Consider the following 15,092-nt stretch of genomic DNA (forward strand, 5'->3'; position numbering starts at 1 on the left):
GCATACCGCGGAGGCCCGGGCGCCGGCGCGGGCGCGCATGGCCGGGCGCACCGCGGAGCGCTCCGTGCGGCGCGGGTTCAGCCCATCGCCCGCCTTGCGGCCTACACTGGTGTCGATGGTCCGCCTGGAAACTTTCTCCCGTGCCCGCCGCCGCCTCCCCGGCGCGCTGCTGCTGTGCCTGGCCGTGCCGGCCCTGGCGCAGCAGGGCGATGCGCCGGCGTCCCGGGCGCAGGAGAACGTGCGCATGGAGTACGCCCAGGTGCTGCGTGCCGAGCCGGTCTACCAGACCCTGCGCGCCACCAGCATGGTCGAGCGCTGCGAAGCCTCGACCCCGGTGGAGGACGCGGAGGAGAAGACCGGCTTCGCCCGGGTCATCGGTGCGGTCCGTGGCGCGCTGACCCCCGATCCCAAGGTCGAGGAAGTGGCGCCTTCGGCCGGCGGCGAGTGTCGCATGGTGCCGATCGAACGCGAGTTCCGGCGCCCGATCGGCTACGACGTGGACTACGTGCACCGCGGCGTGAAGTACCGCTCGCGGTTGCCGGCCGACCCGGGCAACCGGGTCCAGGTGCGGGTCTCGGTGACTCCGGTGGTTGCCGGCGAAACTCCCTGAGTGCAGCTTTCTGTTGCAGCGCACCGGCCGCCCGTGCGACCATTCGCGCGGTGAAAAACGCCCCTGCCCACGCCGACATCCTGACCTCCGCCCGCATGGCGGCCGGGATGACCTCGCGTGCGCGCCGACCGGATTCCTGCACCTGAGCTGGGTCGACCGGACGTTGTCTCCGTCATGCCGAAACCCAGCCCGCAGGCTGGGTTTTTTCGTTTCTGCACCGCCAAACCCGATGATCTACTCCACTGGATGCCGCCGATGAAGCATTTCCTGAATACCCAGGACTGGAGCCGCGCCGACCTCGATGCGCTGCTCACGCAGGCCGCGCTGTACAAGCGCAACCGCATCGGCGACGAGCTCAGGGGCCGGTCGATCGCGCTGGTGTTCTTCAATCCCTCCATGCGCACCCGCACCAGCTTCGAGCTGGGCGCCTTCCAGCTCGGCGGCCACGCCATCGTGCTGCAGCCGGGCAAGGACGCGTGGCCGATCGAGTTCGACCTGGGCACGGTGATGGACGGCGACACCGAGGAGCACATCGCGGAAGTCGCGCGGGTGCTGGCCCGCTACGTCGACCTGATCGGCGTGCGCGCCTTCCCGAAGTTCAAGGACTGGAGCTATGACCGCGAGGACCACGTGCTCAAGGCCTTCGCGAAGTACTCGACGGTGCCGGTGATCAACATGGAGACGATCACCCATCCCTGCCAGGAGCTGGCCCACGCCCTGGCGCTGCAGGAGCACTTCGGCACGCCCGACCTGCGCGGGAAGAAGTACGTGCTGACCTGGACCTACCACCCCAAGCCGCTCAACACCGCCGTGGCCAATTCGGCCCTGACCATCGCCACCCGCCTGGGCATGGACGTGACCCTGCTGTGCCCGACCCCCGAGTACGTGCTCGACGATCGCTACATGGGCTGGGCGCGGCAGAACGTCGCCGAGAGCGGCGGCTCGTTCCAGGTCAGCCACGACATCGACAGCGCCTACGCCGGCGCCGACGTGGTCTACGCCAAGAGCTGGGGCGCGCTGCCGTACTTCGGCAACTGGGAGCCGGAGAAGCCGATCCGCGACCGGTTCAAGCACTTCATGGTCGACGAGGCCAAGATGGCGCTGACCAACAACGGCGTGTTCAGCCACTGCCTGCCGCTGCGCCGCAACGTCAAGGCCAGCGACGCGGTGATGGATTCGCCCAACTGCATCGCCATCGAGGAGGCGGAGAACCGCCTGCACGTGCAGAAGGCGGTGATGGCCGCGCTGGCGCGGCAGTAGGCGCCGCCGATCCATTGGCGGCACGCGCCAGGCAACGCCGTTGCCCGGGCCGACCGCCCCGGACCCGGCCAGGGAAGGCAGGAAAAACCAGAACATGGGCACCCGGCCGGTCTCCGGCAGGTCCGCCCGCCGACCACCCCCACACCGACCCTCCTCTGCAAGCGGGGAGGGGATCACTACCGAGAACACGACCATGAGCGCCACCGAATCCAGAGACATCGTCCTCGCCTTTTCCGGCGGGCTCGACACCAGCTTCTGCGTGCCCTACCTGCAGGAGCGCGGCTGGAGCGTGCACACGGTGTTCGCCGACACCGGCGGCGTGGACGCCGACGAGCGCGCCTTCATCGAGAAGCGCGCCGCCGAGCTGGGCGTGTCCAGCCACGTCACCGTGGACGGCGGCCCGGCGATCTGGGACGGTTTCGTCAAGCCCTTCGTGTGGGCGGGCGAGGGCTACCAGGGCCAGTACCCGCTGCTGGTCTCGGACCGATACCTGATCGTCGACGCGGCGCTCAAGCGCGCAGCTGAACTCGGCACCAACGCCATCGCCCACGGCTGCACCGGCATGGGCAACGACCAGGTGCGCTTCGACCTGGCGATCAAGGCCCAGGGCAGCTACCGCATCGTGGCGCCGATCCGCGAGATCCAAAAGGAGCACACCCAGACCCGCGCCTACGAACAGGCCTACCTCGAGGAGCGCGGCTTCGGCGTGCGCGCCAAGCAGAAGGCCTACACGATCAACGAGAACCTGCTGGGCGTGACCATGTCCGGTGGCGAGATCGACCAGTGGGAGGCCCCTGGCGAAGGCGCGCGCGGCTGGTGCGCCCCGCGCAGCGCCTGGCCGGCCGAGCCGCTCATCGTCAGCCTGAAGTTCGAGCGCGGCGAGGCGGTCGAGCTCGACGGCAAGGCGCTGCCGGGCGAGCAGATCCTGGCCAAGCTCAACAGGCTGTTCGCGCCCTACGGCGTAGGGCGCGGCATGTACACCGGCGACACGGTGATCGGCCTCAAGGGGCGCATCGTGTACGAGGCGCCCGGCCTCGTGGCGCTGCTGGCCGCCCACCGCGCGCTGGAGGAGGCGGTGCTGTCCAAGCAGCAGAACCGATTCAAGCCCGAGGTGGCGCGCAAGTGGGTGGAGCTGGTGTACGAGGGCTTTTTCCACGACCCGCTCAAGACCGACCTGGAGGCGTTCCTGGCCTCGTCGCAGGCGATGGTCGACGGCGAAGTGGTGCTCGAGACCCGCGGCGGCCGCGTCGACGCGGTGGCGGTGAAGTCGCCGCACCTGCTGCATTCCAAGGGCGCCACCTACGCGCAGTCCGCCGACTGGGGCGTCGAGGAGGCCGAGGGCTTCATCAAGCTGTTCGGCATGAGCAGCACGCTGTGGGCCGAGGTCAACCGCTGAGCATGGACACCCGGGCCGGCAGCGCGGGCGAGCGCCTGCGCATCAGCAGCCGCCGCGAGGAACTGGACGTGGAGATGATCCATCGCCATCTCTCGCAGGAGGCGTACTGGTGCCGGGGCATCCCGCGCGCCACGGTCGAACGTGCGATCGCCGGTTCGCTGTGCTTCGGCGGGTACCTTGAAGGCGCCGGACAGGTGGCCTTCGCGCGTGCCGTGACCGATGGCGCGACGTTCGCCTACCTGGCCGACGTGTTCGTGCTGCCGGACCATCGCGGGCACGGATTATCCAGACAACTGATGGACGCGGCGATGGCCCATCCGCAACTGCAGGGCCTGCGGCGCATCATGCTGGCGACCAGCGACGCCCATGGCCTGTATGCGAAGTACGGCTTCGCCGCGCCAGCGCAGCCGCAGACGTTGATGGAAATCCTGCAACCCGACATCTACCAGGTTGCTGCGGCGGCCCACTGACACGATCCGATGACCGACCTGCTTCCCTCCATCCTCGCGCACCTCGAAAAGCTGGTGTCTTTCGACACCCGCAATCCGCCGCGCGAGATCACCACCGGTGGCATCTTCGACTACGTGCGCGGGCAGCTGCCCGGCTTCCGCGTCGAAGTGGTCGACCACGGCGCCGGCGCGGTGTCGCTGCTGGCCGTGCGCGGCACGCCGACGCGCCTGTTCAACGTGCACCTGGACACGGTGCCCTCGTCGCCGCACTGGAGCGCCGATCCGCACGTGCTGCGCGTCGCCGACGGGCGCGCGACCGGCCTGGGCGCCTGCGACATCAAGGGTGCGGCCGCGGGCCTGATCGCCGCGGCCCAGGTCACGCAGGGCGATGCCGCGTTCCTGTTCACCAGCGACGAGGAGGCCAACGACGCGCGCTGCATCGCCGCCTTCCTCGACCGCGACCACGGCTTCGGCCAGGTGGTGGTGGCCGAGCCGACCGGCTGCGAGGCCGTCCTGGCCCACCGCGGCATCAGCGCGGTGCGCATGGCCTTCCGCGGCCGTGCCGGCCACGCATCGGGCGCCGGTGCGCTGGAGGCCAGCGCGGTGCACCACGCGGTGCGCTGGAGCAGCCGGGCGCTGGATTTCGTCGGCCTGGAATCGCATCGCCGATTCGGCGGACTCACCGGCCTGCGCTTCAACATCGGCCGGGTCGAAGGCGGGATCAAGGCCAACGTGATCGCGCCCGCCGCCGAGGTGCGCTTCGGTTTCCGGCCGCTGCCCTCGCACGACATCGACCAGCTGCACACGGCCTTCCGTGGCTTCGCCGCGCCCGAAGGCCTGGAATCCTACGAGGAGACGTTCCGCGGCCCGTCGCTGCCCGCCGGCGACGTCGCCAGCGCCGAGGAGCGGCGCCTTGCCGCGCGCGACCTGGCCGACGAACTCGGCCTGCCGGTCGGCAACGCGGTGGACTTCTGGACCGAGGCCTCCCTGTTCTCGGCCGCCGGCATGACCGCACTGGTGTTCGGCCCCGGCGACATCGCCCAGGCCCACACCGCCGACGAGTGGGTCTCGCTCGACCAACTGCAACGCTACGGCGGCATCGTCCGCGACATACTCGACCAATGAACATCGAAGCCAACCGGCAGACCCGGCAGACCATCGTGCGCCTGCTTTCCAGCATGGCCAGCGCGAAGGAGATCAGCCAGTACCTCAAGCGCTTCTCGCAGATCGACGCCAAGCGCTTCGCGGTGGTGAAGGTTGGCGGCGCGGTGCTGCGCGACGACCTCGAGGCGCTGACTTCGTCGCTGGCCTTCCTGCAGGAAGTCGGCCTGACCCCGATCGTGCTGCACGGCGCCGGCCCGCAGCTCGACGCCGAGCTCGCGGCGGCGGGCATCGGGAAGCAGACGGTCAACGGCCTGCGCGTGACCTCGCCCGAAGCGCTGGCGATCGTGCGCCGCGTGTTCCAGGTCTCCAACCTGGCCCTGGTCGAGGCGCTGCAGCGCAGCGGCGTGCGCGCCACCTCGATCACCGGTGGCGTGTTCGAGGCCGACTACCTCGACCGCGAGACCTATGGCCTGGTCGGGGAGGTGAAGCGGGTCAACCTGGCCCCGATCGAGGCCAGCCTGCAGGCGACCTCGATCCCGGTGATCGCCAGCCTGGGCGAGACCCCCGGGGGCCAGATCCTCAACATCAACGCCGACTTCGCCGCCAACGAGCTGGTGCGCGAGCTGCAGCCCTACAAGATCATCTTCCTGACCGGCACCGGCGGCCTGCTCGATGCCGAGGGCAAGGTGATCGACTCGATCAACCTCACCAGCGAGTACGAGCACCTGATGCAGCAGCCGTGGATCAATGGCGGCATGAAGGTGAAGATCGAGCAGATCAAGGACCTGCTCGACCACCTGCCGCTGGAGTCCTCGGTCTCGATCACCCGCCCGGCCGACCTGGCCAAGGAGCTGTTCACCCACAAGGGTTCCGGCACCCTGGTGCGCCGCGGCGAGAAGGTGGTGCGCGGGACGCGCTGGGAGGATTTCGACCTGGCGCGCCTGCGCGGGCTGATCGAATCCAGCTTCGGCAGGACCCTGGTGCCGGATTACTTCGAGCGCACGCCGCTGCTGCGCGCCTACGTCAGCGAGAACTACCGCGCGGCGGTGATCCTGGTGGACGGCGACGGAATGGTCTACCTCGACAAGTTCGCCGTGCTCGACGACGCCCAGGGCGAGGGCCTCGGCCGCGCGGTCTGGAACGTGATGCGCGAGGAGACGCCGCAGCTGTTCTGGCGTTCGCGCCACAACAACCAGGTCAACATCTTCTACTACGCCGAGTCCGACGGCTGCCTCAAGCAGGAGAAGTGGAAGGTGTTCTGGTATGGCCTGGACGGCTTCTCCGAGATCGAGCGTTGCGTGGCGCACTGCGCGACGCGGCCGCCGACGCTGGAGGGCTGAGATGGACGCGCACGCCACGACTTCGCCCTGGTCCACGGTCCCGCGGCTGGCCGGCCGCCACGCCGTGCTCGAGCCGCTGGCGCGCGAGCATGTGGACGGCCTGCGCGTGGCGGTGGAGGGCAGCGGGCTGGACCGCCTGTGGTACACCAGCGTGCCGGCGCCGAACGACGTGGCGGGCTACGTGGACGCCGCGCTCCAGGCGCAGGCCGAGGGCAGGGTGCTGCCATTCGTGGTCCGTGACGCCGCAGGCACGGTGGTGGGAAGCACCCGTTTCTACGGCCTGGATCCCGAGGTGCCGAGGCTCCTCATCGGCTACACCTGGTACGCGCCACGGGTCCAGCGCAGCGGTGCGAACACCGAGTGCAAGCTGATGCTGCTGCGCCACGCCTTCGAAGCGATGGGCTGCGCCTGCGTCGGTTTCGAGACCTCGTGGTTCAACCACGCCTCGCGCGCTGCCATCGCCCGGCTCGGCGCGAAGCAGGACGGCGTGCTGCGCAGCCACAAGCGACACGCCGACGGCACCCTGCGCGACACGGTCGCGTTCTCCATCCTCGACAGCGAATGGCCAGTGGTGCGCAACCACCTCCGGGCCAGACTGGATGCCCACGCATGAGCAACAAGACGTACTCGATCGGCATCGTCGGCGCGCGCGGTCACACCGGCGCCGAACTGATCCGCCTGGTTGCCGGTCATCCGGACCTGGAGCTGGCCTTCGTCTCCTCGCGCGAACTGGCCGGCCAGCGCGTGGCCGACCACGGCGACGCCTACCGGGGCGACCTGCGCTTCGAGAGCCTGGACCCGGCGGCGGTCGCGGCCAAGGGCGCCGACGTGGTGGTAATGGCGCTGCCCAACGGCAAGTGCGCGCCCTTCGTCGAGGCGATCGATGCGTCCGGGCCCCGGACCCTGGTGGTGGACCTGTCGGCCGACTACCGCTTCGACCCGGCCTGGTACTACGGACTGCCGGAGATGACCCGCGGCAACTACCAGGGCCAGAAGCGCATCAGCAACCCCGGCTGCTACGCCACCGCGATGCAGCTGGCGATCTGGCCGATGCTGGAATACCTTGCCGGTCCCCCGCAGTGTTTCGGCGTGTCCGGCTATTCCGGCGCCGGCACCACGCCCTCGGACAAGAACAATGTCGAGCTGCTGCGCGACAACCTGATGCCCTATGCGCTGGTCGACCACATGCACGAGCGCGAGGTGTCCGCGCACCTGGGCGTGCCGGTGGAATTCATGCCGCACGTGGCGCCGCATTTCCGTGGCATCACCATGACCGTGAACCTGTGGCTGCGCGAGCCGGTCAAGGCCGACTGGGTGCAGGCGCGCTACGAACAGCGCTACGCCGGCGAGCCGCTGGTGCGGGTGGTCGGGCAGGCACCCTGGGTCAGCCGCATCGCCGGCCGCCACGGCGTGGACATCGGCGGTTTTACCGTCGCGCCGGGCGGCAAGCGCCTGGTGGTGGTGGCCACCATCGACAACCTGCTCAAGGGCGCGGCCACCCAGGCCATGCAGAACGTCAACATCGCGCTGGGGCTGCCCGAACTGGCCTCGATTCCGGCCTTCAAGGAGAGTGTCCATGGCTGAACTGCTGTGGCAGAAACCCGGCGTCGCGGTGGATGCGCAGATCCAGCGCTTCCTCGCCGGCGACGACGTGATCCTGGACCGCGAGTTCTTCCTGCACGACATCGCCGCCAGCACGGCGCATGCCGAGGGCCTGCAGCGCATCGGCATCCTGTCGGGCGATGAGCTCGAGGGTCTCAAGCGCGAACTGTCGCGCCTCGCCGACGATTTCCGAAGCGGCGCCTTCGTGCTCGACGAGCGCTACGAGGACTGCCATTCGGCGATCGAGGCGCGCCTGACCGAACGCCTGGGCGATGCCGGGCGCAAGATCCACACCGGCCGCAGCCGCAACGACCAGATCCTGGTCGCGACCCGGCTGTGGCTGAAGGAGAAGCTGGCCCGCGTCGCGCAGCTCTCGCGCGAGACCGCGAAGATCGCGCTCGACCGCGCCGCCGCCGAGCGGGACCTGCCGATCCCGGGCTACACCCACATCCAGCGCGCCGTGGTGTCCTCGGCGGGCATGTGGTGGGCCGGCTGGGCCGAGGCCTTCATCGACGATGCCATCCGCGCCGCCGACACGCTGGCGCTGGTGGACTGCAACCCGCTGGGGACCGCCGCCGGCTACGGCGTGAACCTGACGCTGGACCGCGAGCACACCACCGCCGCGCTGGGCTTCGGCCGCATGCAGGTCAGCCCTGTCTATGCGCAGCTGTCGCGCGGCAAGTTCGAGCTGGCCGCGCTGGAAGCGCTCGGCAGCGCGACCCTGGACCTGCGCCGCCTGGCCTGGGACCTGTCGCTGTACACCACCGCCGAGTTCGGCTTCGTCTCGCTGCCGGCGCAGTACACCACCGGCAGTTCGATCATGCCGAACAAGCGCAACCCGGACGTGATCGAGCTGATGCGCGCCACCCACGCCAGCGTCGCCGCGGCGCGCACCGAGATCGAGCAGCTGCTGTCGCTGCCGTCCGGCTACCAGCGCGACCTGCAGTCCTCCAAGGGTGCGATCTTCCACGGCTTCGGCCGCGGCCTGGCCGCGCTGGAGCTGCTGCCGGCGCTGCTGGCCAACCTCGAGTGGCGCGAGGACCGGCTGCGCGCGGCGATCGACTCGGGCATGTACGCCACCGACGTGGCGGTCGAGGCCGCGATCGCCGGCGTGCCGTTCCGCGATGCCTACAGGGCCGCGGCCGCGGGCGCCGACAGCGCCGGCCAGGGCCGCACGCCCGAGGGCAGCCTCGTGGCGCGCACCTCGCCGGGCGCCGCGGCCGACCTGCGCCTGGACGCGCTGCAGCGTCGCTGGGAGGCGCTGTGAACGCGCCGGCGCCGCGCTATCTCGTCGTGCTGATGCGTCGCCCCGGCTTCGACGAGGCGCTGGTCGCGCCGCATCTCGCCTTCCTCGACGAGCTGCGCGCGCAGGGACTGCTGGAGCTCAACGGCGGCTTCGCCGACCGCAGCGGCGGGGCCTATCTGCTGCGCGGCATCGCCAACCTGGCCGAGGCCGAGGCGATCGTCGCCCGCGATCCGCTGGCGCTGCACGGCGCGTCCGACATCGTCGTCCACGCCTGGCTGGCGCGCTGAACCCATGAGCCCCTCCGCCTTCTCCGAGCAGCGCCTGCCGCCCTGGCGGCGCGCCGTGCTCAAGGTGGGCAGCAGCCTGCTGGCGGCCAACGGCGGCGGGCTGTCCACCGACCATGCGCAGGCGATCGCCGGCTTCGTCAACGCCTGCCATGCGGCGGGCCGGCAGGTGGTGGTGGTGTCCTCGGGCGCGGTCGCGGCCGGGCGCGCCATCATGCGCGAGCAGCCGCACGACGGCGCCGAGATGGCCGAGCGCCAGGCGCTGGCCGCGCTCGGCCAGGCACGGCTGATCGGCTTCTGGCAGGGGCTGCTCGACCGCCAGGTCGCGCAGGTGCTGCTGACCCACGACGACCTGCGCAACCGGCGCCGCTACCTCAACGCCCGCGCCACGCTGTCGGCCCTGCTGCGCCACCGCGCCGTGCCGGTGGTGAACGAGAACGACACCGTCTCGGTGGACGAGCTCAAGCTGGGCGACAACGACAACCTGGCCGCCATCGTCGCGGCCCTGGTCGACGCCGACGTGCTGTTCATCGCCACCGATATCGACGGACTCTACGACGCCGACCCGCGCCGCAATCCCGACGCGCAGCCGGTGGAGGTGGTGTCGCAGATGACGCCGGCGCTGATGGCCGCGGCCGGCGGATCGGGCAGTGCGGTCGGCACCGGCGGCATGCGCACCAAGCTCGAGGCCGCGCAGCGCGCCTCGGCGGCGGGCGTGTCGACCGTGTTGTTCAACGGCACCCGCGCCGACGTGCTCGCGGACCTGGCGCGCGACGCCCTGCGCGGCACCCGCATCCATGCGCTGCGCAGCCGGGTGGCGGTGCGCAAGCACTGGCTGCAGAACGCGCCGGCCGAGCCCGGCGGCATCGTCATCGACGAGGGCGCGGCCAACGCCCTGGTCGAGAAGGGCGCCTCGCTGCTGCCCGGTGGCGTGATCACCGCCGAGGGCGACTTCCGCCGTGGCGACATGGTCGAGGTGCTGCTGCGCGGCGAGGACGGCAGCGAGCGCGTGGCGCGCGGTGTCAGCCAGTACTCGGCCGCCGACATCCGCCGCATCGCCCGCCGCCATTCGCGCGAGATCGAATCCGTGCTCGGCTACAGCTACGGCGGCACGGTGATCCATCGCGACGACCTGATGCTGGTCTAGCGGATGCGCTGGTGCGGTTGCCGCCGCAACCGTCGCGCCGGCGCGCCGCATGCTCGCTTACCATGCGGGTGCTCCCCCGAATGCCGATCCCGATGTCCATCCGCACCCTTGCCCTGCAGTGCCGCGACGCCGCCCGCGCGGTGGCCGCGCTGTCCACGGACGCCAAGGACGCCATGCTGCGCGCCATGGCCGACGCGCTGGAGCGCGACGTCGACGCGATCCTCGCGGCCAACGCGAGCGACATGGCCGCCGCGACGGAGAAGGGCGTGGGCGAGGCGATGCTCGACCGTCTGCGGCTCGACGCCGGTCGCGTCGCCGGCATTGCCGCCGCGTTGCGCGAGGTCGCCGCGCTGCCCGATCCGGTCGGCCAGCTCACGCGTCGCGACGTGCGCCCCAACGGCATCACGGTCGAGCGCGTGCGCATGCCGCTGGGCGTGATCGCGATGATCTACGAGGCGCGCCCCAACGTCACCGCCGATGCCGCCGCGCTGTGCCTGAAGGCCGGCAACGGCGTGATCCTGCGTGGCGGCAGCGAGGCGATCCGCTCCAACACTGCCATCGCCGCCAGCCTGCACGGTGCGCTGGAGGCCGCGGGCGTGCCCTCGGCCGCGCTCACGGTGGTGTCGGACCTGCGCCGCGAGGCCATGGTCGAACTGCTGCAGCTCAACGACGTCGTCGACCTGGCGATTCCGCGCGGCGGCGAGGGCCTGATCCGATTCGTGGCCGAGCACGCGCGCGTACCGGTGATCAAGCACTACAAGGGCGTGTGCCATCTGTATGTCGATGCGGATGTCGACGAAGGCCTGGCGCTGCGCCTGCTGGTCGACGGCAAGGTCTCTCGGCCCAGCGCCTGCAACTCGCTGGAAACGCTGCTGGTGCATGCAGCGGTGGCCGCGAGCTTCCTGCCCCGGGCCGTGGAGACACTGCACGCCCGCGGCGTGGCGTTGCGCGGCGACGAGGCCTCGCGCGCCCTGTGCGAAGGCGTGGCGGCGGCCGGCGAGGACGATTACGACACCGAACACCTGGACCTCGCGCTCAACCTGCGCGTGGTCGGTTCGCTGGACGAGGCGATCGCCCACATCCGCCGCCATGGCTCGGACCACACCGAGGTGATCGCCACCCGCGACCCGGACGCGGCCGGCCGATTCGTGGCGGCGCTGCGCTCGGCGGTGGTGATGGTCAACGCTTCATCGCGCTTCAGCGACGGCGGCGAACTCGGGCTGGGCGCGGAGATCGGCATCTCCACCACGCGCCTGCACGCCTACGGGCCGATGGGCCTGGAGGCCCTCACCATCGAGCGCTTCGTGGTGCGCGGCGAGGGCCAGACCCGCAACATCCACGGCTGAGCCGCGGCGCGCTCAGCCGGCCAGGGCGTCGGCCTTGGCCGCGCAGATGAAGTCGTTCTCGCTCAGGCCGCCGACGTCGTGGGTGGAGAAACGCACCACGCAGCGGTCGTAGTGCACGCCGAGGTCGGGGTGGTGGTCCTCGCGGTGCGCCACGTGGGCCAGCGCATTCACGAAGGCCATGGTCCGGTAGTAGTCCTCGAAGCGGAAGGTCCGGGTCAGGGCGCGACCCTCCTCGGCCAGCTCCCAGCCCGGCACCTGCGGCAGCAGTTCGCGCAGGCGGGCCTCGCCGAGGCGGTGCCCGATGCCGCGGCGCGGGATACAGTGGGCCTGGACGAGCGGAACGAGGTCCGACATGGCGGGATCTCCTGGACGGGCGGCGCGGGAATGAACGGACCGTGTTTCGCGGGGCCGGTTCCGCGGCGCGATGAACGGGCGGGGCGCGGGGCTGTCCTAGAATACGTGCAAAGACAGGCAAGGCCATGATCGAGATCACCGACACCGCACAGACGCATTTCCGCAGGCTCATCGAACGCGAGGCGGTGCCCGGCCTCGGGGTGCGGCTGGCGGCCGTGCATCCGGGCACGCCGCGCGCGGACGTGCAGCTCGAGTTCGCGGAGCCGGGCGACCTGCACGGCGACGAGTGGGCGATCGACTGCGAAGGCTTCACCCTGTGGCTCGACGCCGACAGCGCGCCCTTCCTCGACGGCGCCCGGATCGACTACGAGACCCGGGCCACCGGCGGCCAGCTGCAGATCCGCGCGCCCAGGATCAAGGGGCAGGCGCCGCCGGAATCGGCATCGATGGTCGAGCAGGTGCGCTGGCTGATCGAATCGGAGATCAATCCGCAGCTCGCCTCGCATCGCGGCCACGTTTCGCTGCAGGAGGTCACCGCCGACGGCGTGGTGGTGCTGCGCTTCGGCGGTGGCTGCCATGGCTGCGGCATGGTCGACGTGACGCTCAAGAACGGCATCGAGCGCACCCTGATGGACAAGGTGCCGGGCATCACCGCGGTGCGCGACGCCACCGACCACGATACCGGCACGGCACCGTACATGCCGCGCGGCGCCGACTGACGGATCGCGCCGCGGGTGTTCTCTTCCAGCGAACTGCTCGAGGCGATCCAGCGCCGTCTGCGCAAGGGACGCTCGATCCGGCCGCCGCGGCCGGCCGGGGAGTTCCCGCCTGGTTGGAAGGAATGGTTCCAGGAAGATCCCGCGCAGCCCCGGCGAAGCGCGCGCGCGGTCGATGCGGTCGTCGCGGTGCTGCTGTCGCGCGAGGTCGTGTACCCGCGCGGTTACCGCAAGCTCAACGGACTGCAGGCCTTCCTGCGGCTGTGGCGCTACGACTGGCGCGAGCAACCGGTGCCCGACCGCCGCACCCGCGTGGCCTCGATGTCGCTGTCGCTGCTGCTGCACGTGCTCTGGCTGCAACTGATGGTCCTGCTGATGGTCGCCAATCCCCCCGGCGGCGAGGAAGCCGAGCGCCTGGGCGAGGACATCACCCAGGTGGAGTTCATCGGCGAGGGCACGCCGCAGGAGGAGGGCGGTGGCGCACAGGCGGCCGAGGAGCCGCAGCCGCAGGTGGCGGCCGCCCCGGCCGCGGCCCCTGCGCCCGCCGCGAGCGCGCCGCAGGCCGCTCCGCCGCCACCGCCTCCATCGGTGGCCGAGAGCGAGGCCCCGCCCGAGGCGCCGCCGCCGCCGGTGGCCGAGCAGCCGCTCGAGGTCACCGAAACCCGGGAACCCGACAGCGACTTCGTGCTGGTGCCGCCGAGCATCGATCCGCTGCCCACGCCGCCCGCTCCAACGCCCGAGCTGAGCGCGCCGACGCCGGAACTGCGCGTGGTCGAAGTGCCGCTGGAAGCGGTGCCGCCGCCCCTGCAGCCGCTGGAGCAGCGCGACATCAACGTGCCGGACGTCCGCCAGCGCGACGTCGAGGTCGTCGAACGCGCGCTGCCGGCGCCCGTGCCCGAGGTGGCGCTGCGTGCGCCCCAGTCCGCGCAGCCCGCGCCCGAGCTGCGCCGCGAGGGTCCGGCCATCGCCCAGCGCGACATCGAACTGCGCGCGCCGGCGCAGGGTGCCGCCAGCGCGGACGCGGCGTCCGATCGCGACGGCGCCGCCCCGGACGCGTCCGCCAGTGGACAGGCCTCGGCCGGCGCGACCACGGCCGGCGGCACGCGCGAGGCCGGGCAGGGCGCCTCCACCACGGCGTCGAGCGCCGGTTCGGGCGCCGCGCCGCAGGCGCCGCCGGGCGCGCTGCCATCGCCGCGCCGCGGCGACGACTGGGGCGATTCGAGCCGCAACGTACCAGGGGGACAGGCCGGCAGTTCGTCGGGGCTGTTCAACGCCGACGGCAGCCCGCGCCTGGCCGGCAACACCGGGGCCGTCGGCGGCGGCCTGCCGCCGGGCACGATCACCGAGGACTACGAAAAGATCGACCGCATGGGCACCTGGCTCAAGCGGCCTCCGGTGGGCTACCAGCCCACCGCTTTCGACCGCTTCTGGGTTCCTCACGAGAACCTGCTCGAGGAATGGGTCAGGCGCAGCATCAAGGAGGTGCTGATCCCGATTCCCGGCACCGGCAAGCGCATCAAGTGCACGGTGGCGATGCTGATGCTCGGCGGTGCCTGCGGCATCAACGATCCGAACATGCTCGACGTGGAGGCCGACGCGCGCAAGCCGCCGGACGTGCCGTTCAAGCGCGAGCTGCAGGAAGACCAGGACAGCCTGCGACCGCCGGGCGGTTGACTCCGTGCGGACTCGGCGGGCCCGCCGCTGGCGGTTCGCTGCCGTGGCGCCGGCAAGTAACGGGTGGGGCGACCGTCCCGTCTCCGTGACAGGGACTCCAGCGGCGCGGCACGCGCCCCATCCCGGCCTTCGCCCGCGAGCGGGGGGGAAGGAGTCGGGCGATAGGCGAGCGCGGAACTGCAGGCGCAGAGTTCAGAGCTGCAGAGCTGCAGAGCTGCGGAGCGCAGAGCGCAGAGCGCAGAGCGCAGGGTCGCAGAGCGCAAGGTTGAGAGCGCAGGGTTGAGAGCGCAGGGTTGCGGAGCGCAAAGCGCAGAGGAACGGATTGGAGAGCGGAGGGATTGCAGAGCCCAGGGTTGCGGAGCGCATAGGGCAGTGTCCGGTCCAGATGCGCCGGGCCGCCAGGCGTACTCGGCGCGCCGGGACCGACTGCCCCGCTTCGCTCCCTCCCCCGCAAGGCGGGGGAGGGCCGGGGTGGGGGCGACCGGTCGCCTCGACGTCAGGCGACACCCTCCCCGTGGGTCGAGCGGCGCCACGCGCCCGCCATCCGCACGGCGCGCCCGCCGG

Annotated in this window: 15 protein-coding genes; 14 read left to right on the forward strand and 1 reads right to left on the reverse strand. The window is 71.3% G+C overall.

The genetic code is table 11. From position 1 onward, the window contains the following. Positions 1–115: 115 nt before the first annotated feature. The 12 genes from ACFQ2D_RS01520 to ACFQ2D_RS01575 all read left to right on the forward strand — a co-directional run bounded on the left by ACFQ2D_RS01520 (position 116) and on the right by ACFQ2D_RS01575 (position 11,784). A complete protein-coding gene (locus ACFQ2D_RS01520; RefSeq protein WP_280942050.1) occupies positions 116–610 on the forward strand; it encodes a hypothetical protein in 495 nt (164 codons plus the stop codon). A 255-nt stretch (positions 611–865) separates the two neighbouring features. Further along, the gene (locus tag ACFQ2D_RS01525) at positions 866–1,870 is read left to right on the forward strand and encodes an N-acetylornithine carbamoyltransferase (RefSeq protein WP_280941839.1); all 1,005 of its coding nucleotides are present in this window, start codon (positions 866–868) and stop codon (positions 1,868–1,870) included. Between the two features lie 193 nt (positions 1,871–2,063). Beyond that, positions 2,064–3,266 (forward strand): argininosuccinate synthase, encoded by a 1,203-nt coding sequence (locus ACFQ2D_RS01530; RefSeq protein WP_280941840.1) that lies wholly within the window; start codon positions 2,064–2,066, stop codon positions 3,264–3,266. Positions 3,267–3,268: 2 nt separating this feature from the next. Further along, a complete protein-coding gene (locus tag ACFQ2D_RS01535; RefSeq protein ID WP_280941841.1) occupies positions 3,269–3,736 on the forward strand; it encodes a GNAT family N-acetyltransferase in 468 nt (155 codons plus the stop codon). Positions 3,737–3,745: 9 nt separating this feature from the next. Continuing rightward, positions 3,746–4,840 (forward strand): acetylornithine deacetylase, encoded by a 1,095-nt coding sequence (locus tag ACFQ2D_RS01540; protein ID WP_280941842.1) that lies wholly within the window; start codon positions 3,746–3,748, stop codon positions 4,838–4,840. Then, entirely contained in the window at positions 4,837–6,159 is a 1,323-nt protein-coding gene (locus ACFQ2D_RS01545) for an acetylglutamate kinase (protein WP_280941843.1), read from the forward strand. The genes ACFQ2D_RS01540 and ACFQ2D_RS01545 overlap by 4 nt, the downstream gene beginning before the upstream one ends. A 1-nt stretch (position 6,160) precedes the next feature. Continuing rightward, entirely contained in the window at positions 6,161–6,772 is a 612-nt protein-coding gene (locus ACFQ2D_RS01550) for a GNAT family N-acetyltransferase (RefSeq protein ID WP_280941844.1), read from the forward strand. Further along, positions 6,769–7,743 (forward strand): N-acetyl-gamma-glutamyl-phosphate reductase, encoded by a 975-nt coding sequence (gene argC, locus ACFQ2D_RS01555; protein ID WP_280941845.1) that lies wholly within the window; start codon positions 6,769–6,771, stop codon positions 7,741–7,743. Before ACFQ2D_RS01550 ends, argC begins: the two co-directional genes overlap by 4 nt. Further along, the gene (gene argH / locus ACFQ2D_RS01560) at positions 7,736–9,028 is read left to right on the forward strand and encodes an argininosuccinate lyase (RefSeq protein ID WP_280941846.1); all 1,293 of its coding nucleotides are present in this window, start codon (positions 7,736–7,738) and stop codon (positions 9,026–9,028) included. Before argC ends, argH begins: the two co-directional genes overlap by 8 nt. A 32-nt stretch (positions 9,029–9,060) precedes the next feature. Continuing rightward, a complete protein-coding gene (locus ACFQ2D_RS01565) occupies positions 9,061–9,294 on the forward strand; it encodes a YciI family protein (RefSeq protein ID WP_280942051.1) in 234 nt (77 codons plus the stop codon). Between the two features lie 4 nt (positions 9,295–9,298). After that, positions 9,299–10,438 (forward strand): glutamate 5-kinase, encoded by a 1,140-nt coding sequence (gene proB / locus ACFQ2D_RS01570; protein WP_280941847.1) that lies wholly within the window; start codon positions 9,299–9,301, stop codon positions 10,436–10,438. Between the two features lie 92 nt (positions 10,439–10,530). After that, complete coding sequence (locus ACFQ2D_RS01575) at positions 10,531–11,784, forward strand: glutamate-5-semialdehyde dehydrogenase (protein ID WP_280941848.1); 1,254 nt, start codon at positions 10,531–10,533, stop codon at positions 11,782–11,784. Positions 11,785–11,796: 12 nt separating this feature from the next. On the opposite strand, the gene ACFQ2D_RS01580 is transcribed toward ACFQ2D_RS01575, so the two are convergent. Beyond that, positions 11,797–12,138 carry a 4a-hydroxytetrahydrobiopterin dehydratase gene (locus tag ACFQ2D_RS01580; RefSeq protein WP_280941849.1) on the reverse strand — a complete coding sequence of 114 codons (342 nt, stop codon included), beginning with the start codon at positions 12,136–12,138 and terminating at the stop codon, positions 11,797–11,799. Positions 12,139–12,263: 125 nt separating this feature from the next. Here ACFQ2D_RS01580 and ACFQ2D_RS01585 point away from each other — a divergent pair, with 125 nt between their 5' ends. Both ACFQ2D_RS01585 and ACFQ2D_RS01590 read left to right on the forward strand, forming a co-directional pair. Then, positions 12,264–12,857 carry an NfuA family Fe-S biogenesis protein gene (locus ACFQ2D_RS01585; RefSeq protein WP_280941850.1) on the forward strand — a complete coding sequence of 198 codons (594 nt, stop codon included), beginning with the start codon at positions 12,264–12,266 and terminating at the stop codon, positions 12,855–12,857. A 15-nt stretch (positions 12,858–12,872) separates the two neighbouring features. Beyond that, positions 12,873–14,528, forward strand: a complete 1,656-nt coding sequence (locus ACFQ2D_RS01590) for a hypothetical protein (protein WP_280941851.1) — start codon at positions 12,873–12,875, stop codon at positions 14,526–14,528. Positions 14,529–15,092 lie beyond the last annotated feature (564 nt).

The sequence above is a fragment of the Luteimonas composti genome, assembly GCF_042678665.1.
Classification (GTDB): Bacteria; Pseudomonadota; Gammaproteobacteria; order Xanthomonadales; family Xanthomonadaceae; genus Luteimonas; species Luteimonas composti.

What these genes read in the sequence shown, in the direction of transcription:
- ACFQ2D_RS01520 (WP_280942050.1), top strand. Translation starts at nt 116, where the DNA reads ATGGTCCGCCTGGAAACTTTCTCCCGTGCCCGCCGCCGCCTCCCCGGC.
- ACFQ2D_RS01525 (WP_280941839.1), top strand. Translation starts at nt 866, where the DNA reads ATGAAGCATTTCCTGAATACCCAGGACTGGAGCCGCGCCGACCTCGAT.
- ACFQ2D_RS01530 (WP_280941840.1), top strand. Translation starts at nt 2,064, where the DNA reads ATGAGCGCCACCGAATCCAGAGACATCGTCCTCGCCTTTTCCGGCGGG.
- ACFQ2D_RS01535 (WP_280941841.1), top strand. Translation starts at nt 3,269, where the DNA reads ATGGACACCCGGGCCGGCAGCGCGGGCGAGCGCCTGCGCATCAGCAGC.
- ACFQ2D_RS01540 (WP_280941842.1), top strand. Translation starts at nt 3,746, where the DNA reads ATGACCGACCTGCTTCCCTCCATCCTCGCGCACCTCGAAAAGCTGGTG.
- ACFQ2D_RS01545 (WP_280941843.1), top strand. Translation starts at nt 4,837, where the DNA reads ATGAACATCGAAGCCAACCGGCAGACCCGGCAGACCATCGTGCGCCTG.
- ACFQ2D_RS01550 (WP_280941844.1), top strand. Translation starts at nt 6,161, where the DNA reads ATGGACGCGCACGCCACGACTTCGCCCTGGTCCACGGTCCCGCGGCTG.
- argC (WP_280941845.1), top strand. Translation starts at nt 6,769, where the DNA reads ATGAGCAACAAGACGTACTCGATCGGCATCGTCGGCGCGCGCGGTCAC.
- argH (WP_280941846.1), top strand. Translation starts at nt 7,736, where the DNA reads ATGGCTGAACTGCTGTGGCAGAAACCCGGCGTCGCGGTGGATGCGCAG.
- ACFQ2D_RS01565 (WP_280942051.1), top strand. Translation starts at nt 9,061, where the DNA reads ATGCGTCGCCCCGGCTTCGACGAGGCGCTGGTCGCGCCGCATCTCGCC.
- proB (WP_280941847.1), top strand. Translation starts at nt 9,299, where the DNA reads ATGAGCCCCTCCGCCTTCTCCGAGCAGCGCCTGCCGCCCTGGCGGCGC.
- ACFQ2D_RS01575 (WP_280941848.1), top strand. Translation starts at nt 10,531, where the DNA reads ATGTCCATCCGCACCCTTGCCCTGCAGTGCCGCGACGCCGCCCGCGCG.
- ACFQ2D_RS01580 (WP_280941849.1), bottom strand. Translation starts at nt 12,138, where the DNA reads ATGTCGGACCTCGTTCCGCTCGTCCAGGCCCACTGTATCCCGCGCCGC.
- ACFQ2D_RS01585 (WP_280941850.1), top strand. Translation starts at nt 12,264, where the DNA reads ATGATCGAGATCACCGACACCGCACAGACGCATTTCCGCAGGCTCATC.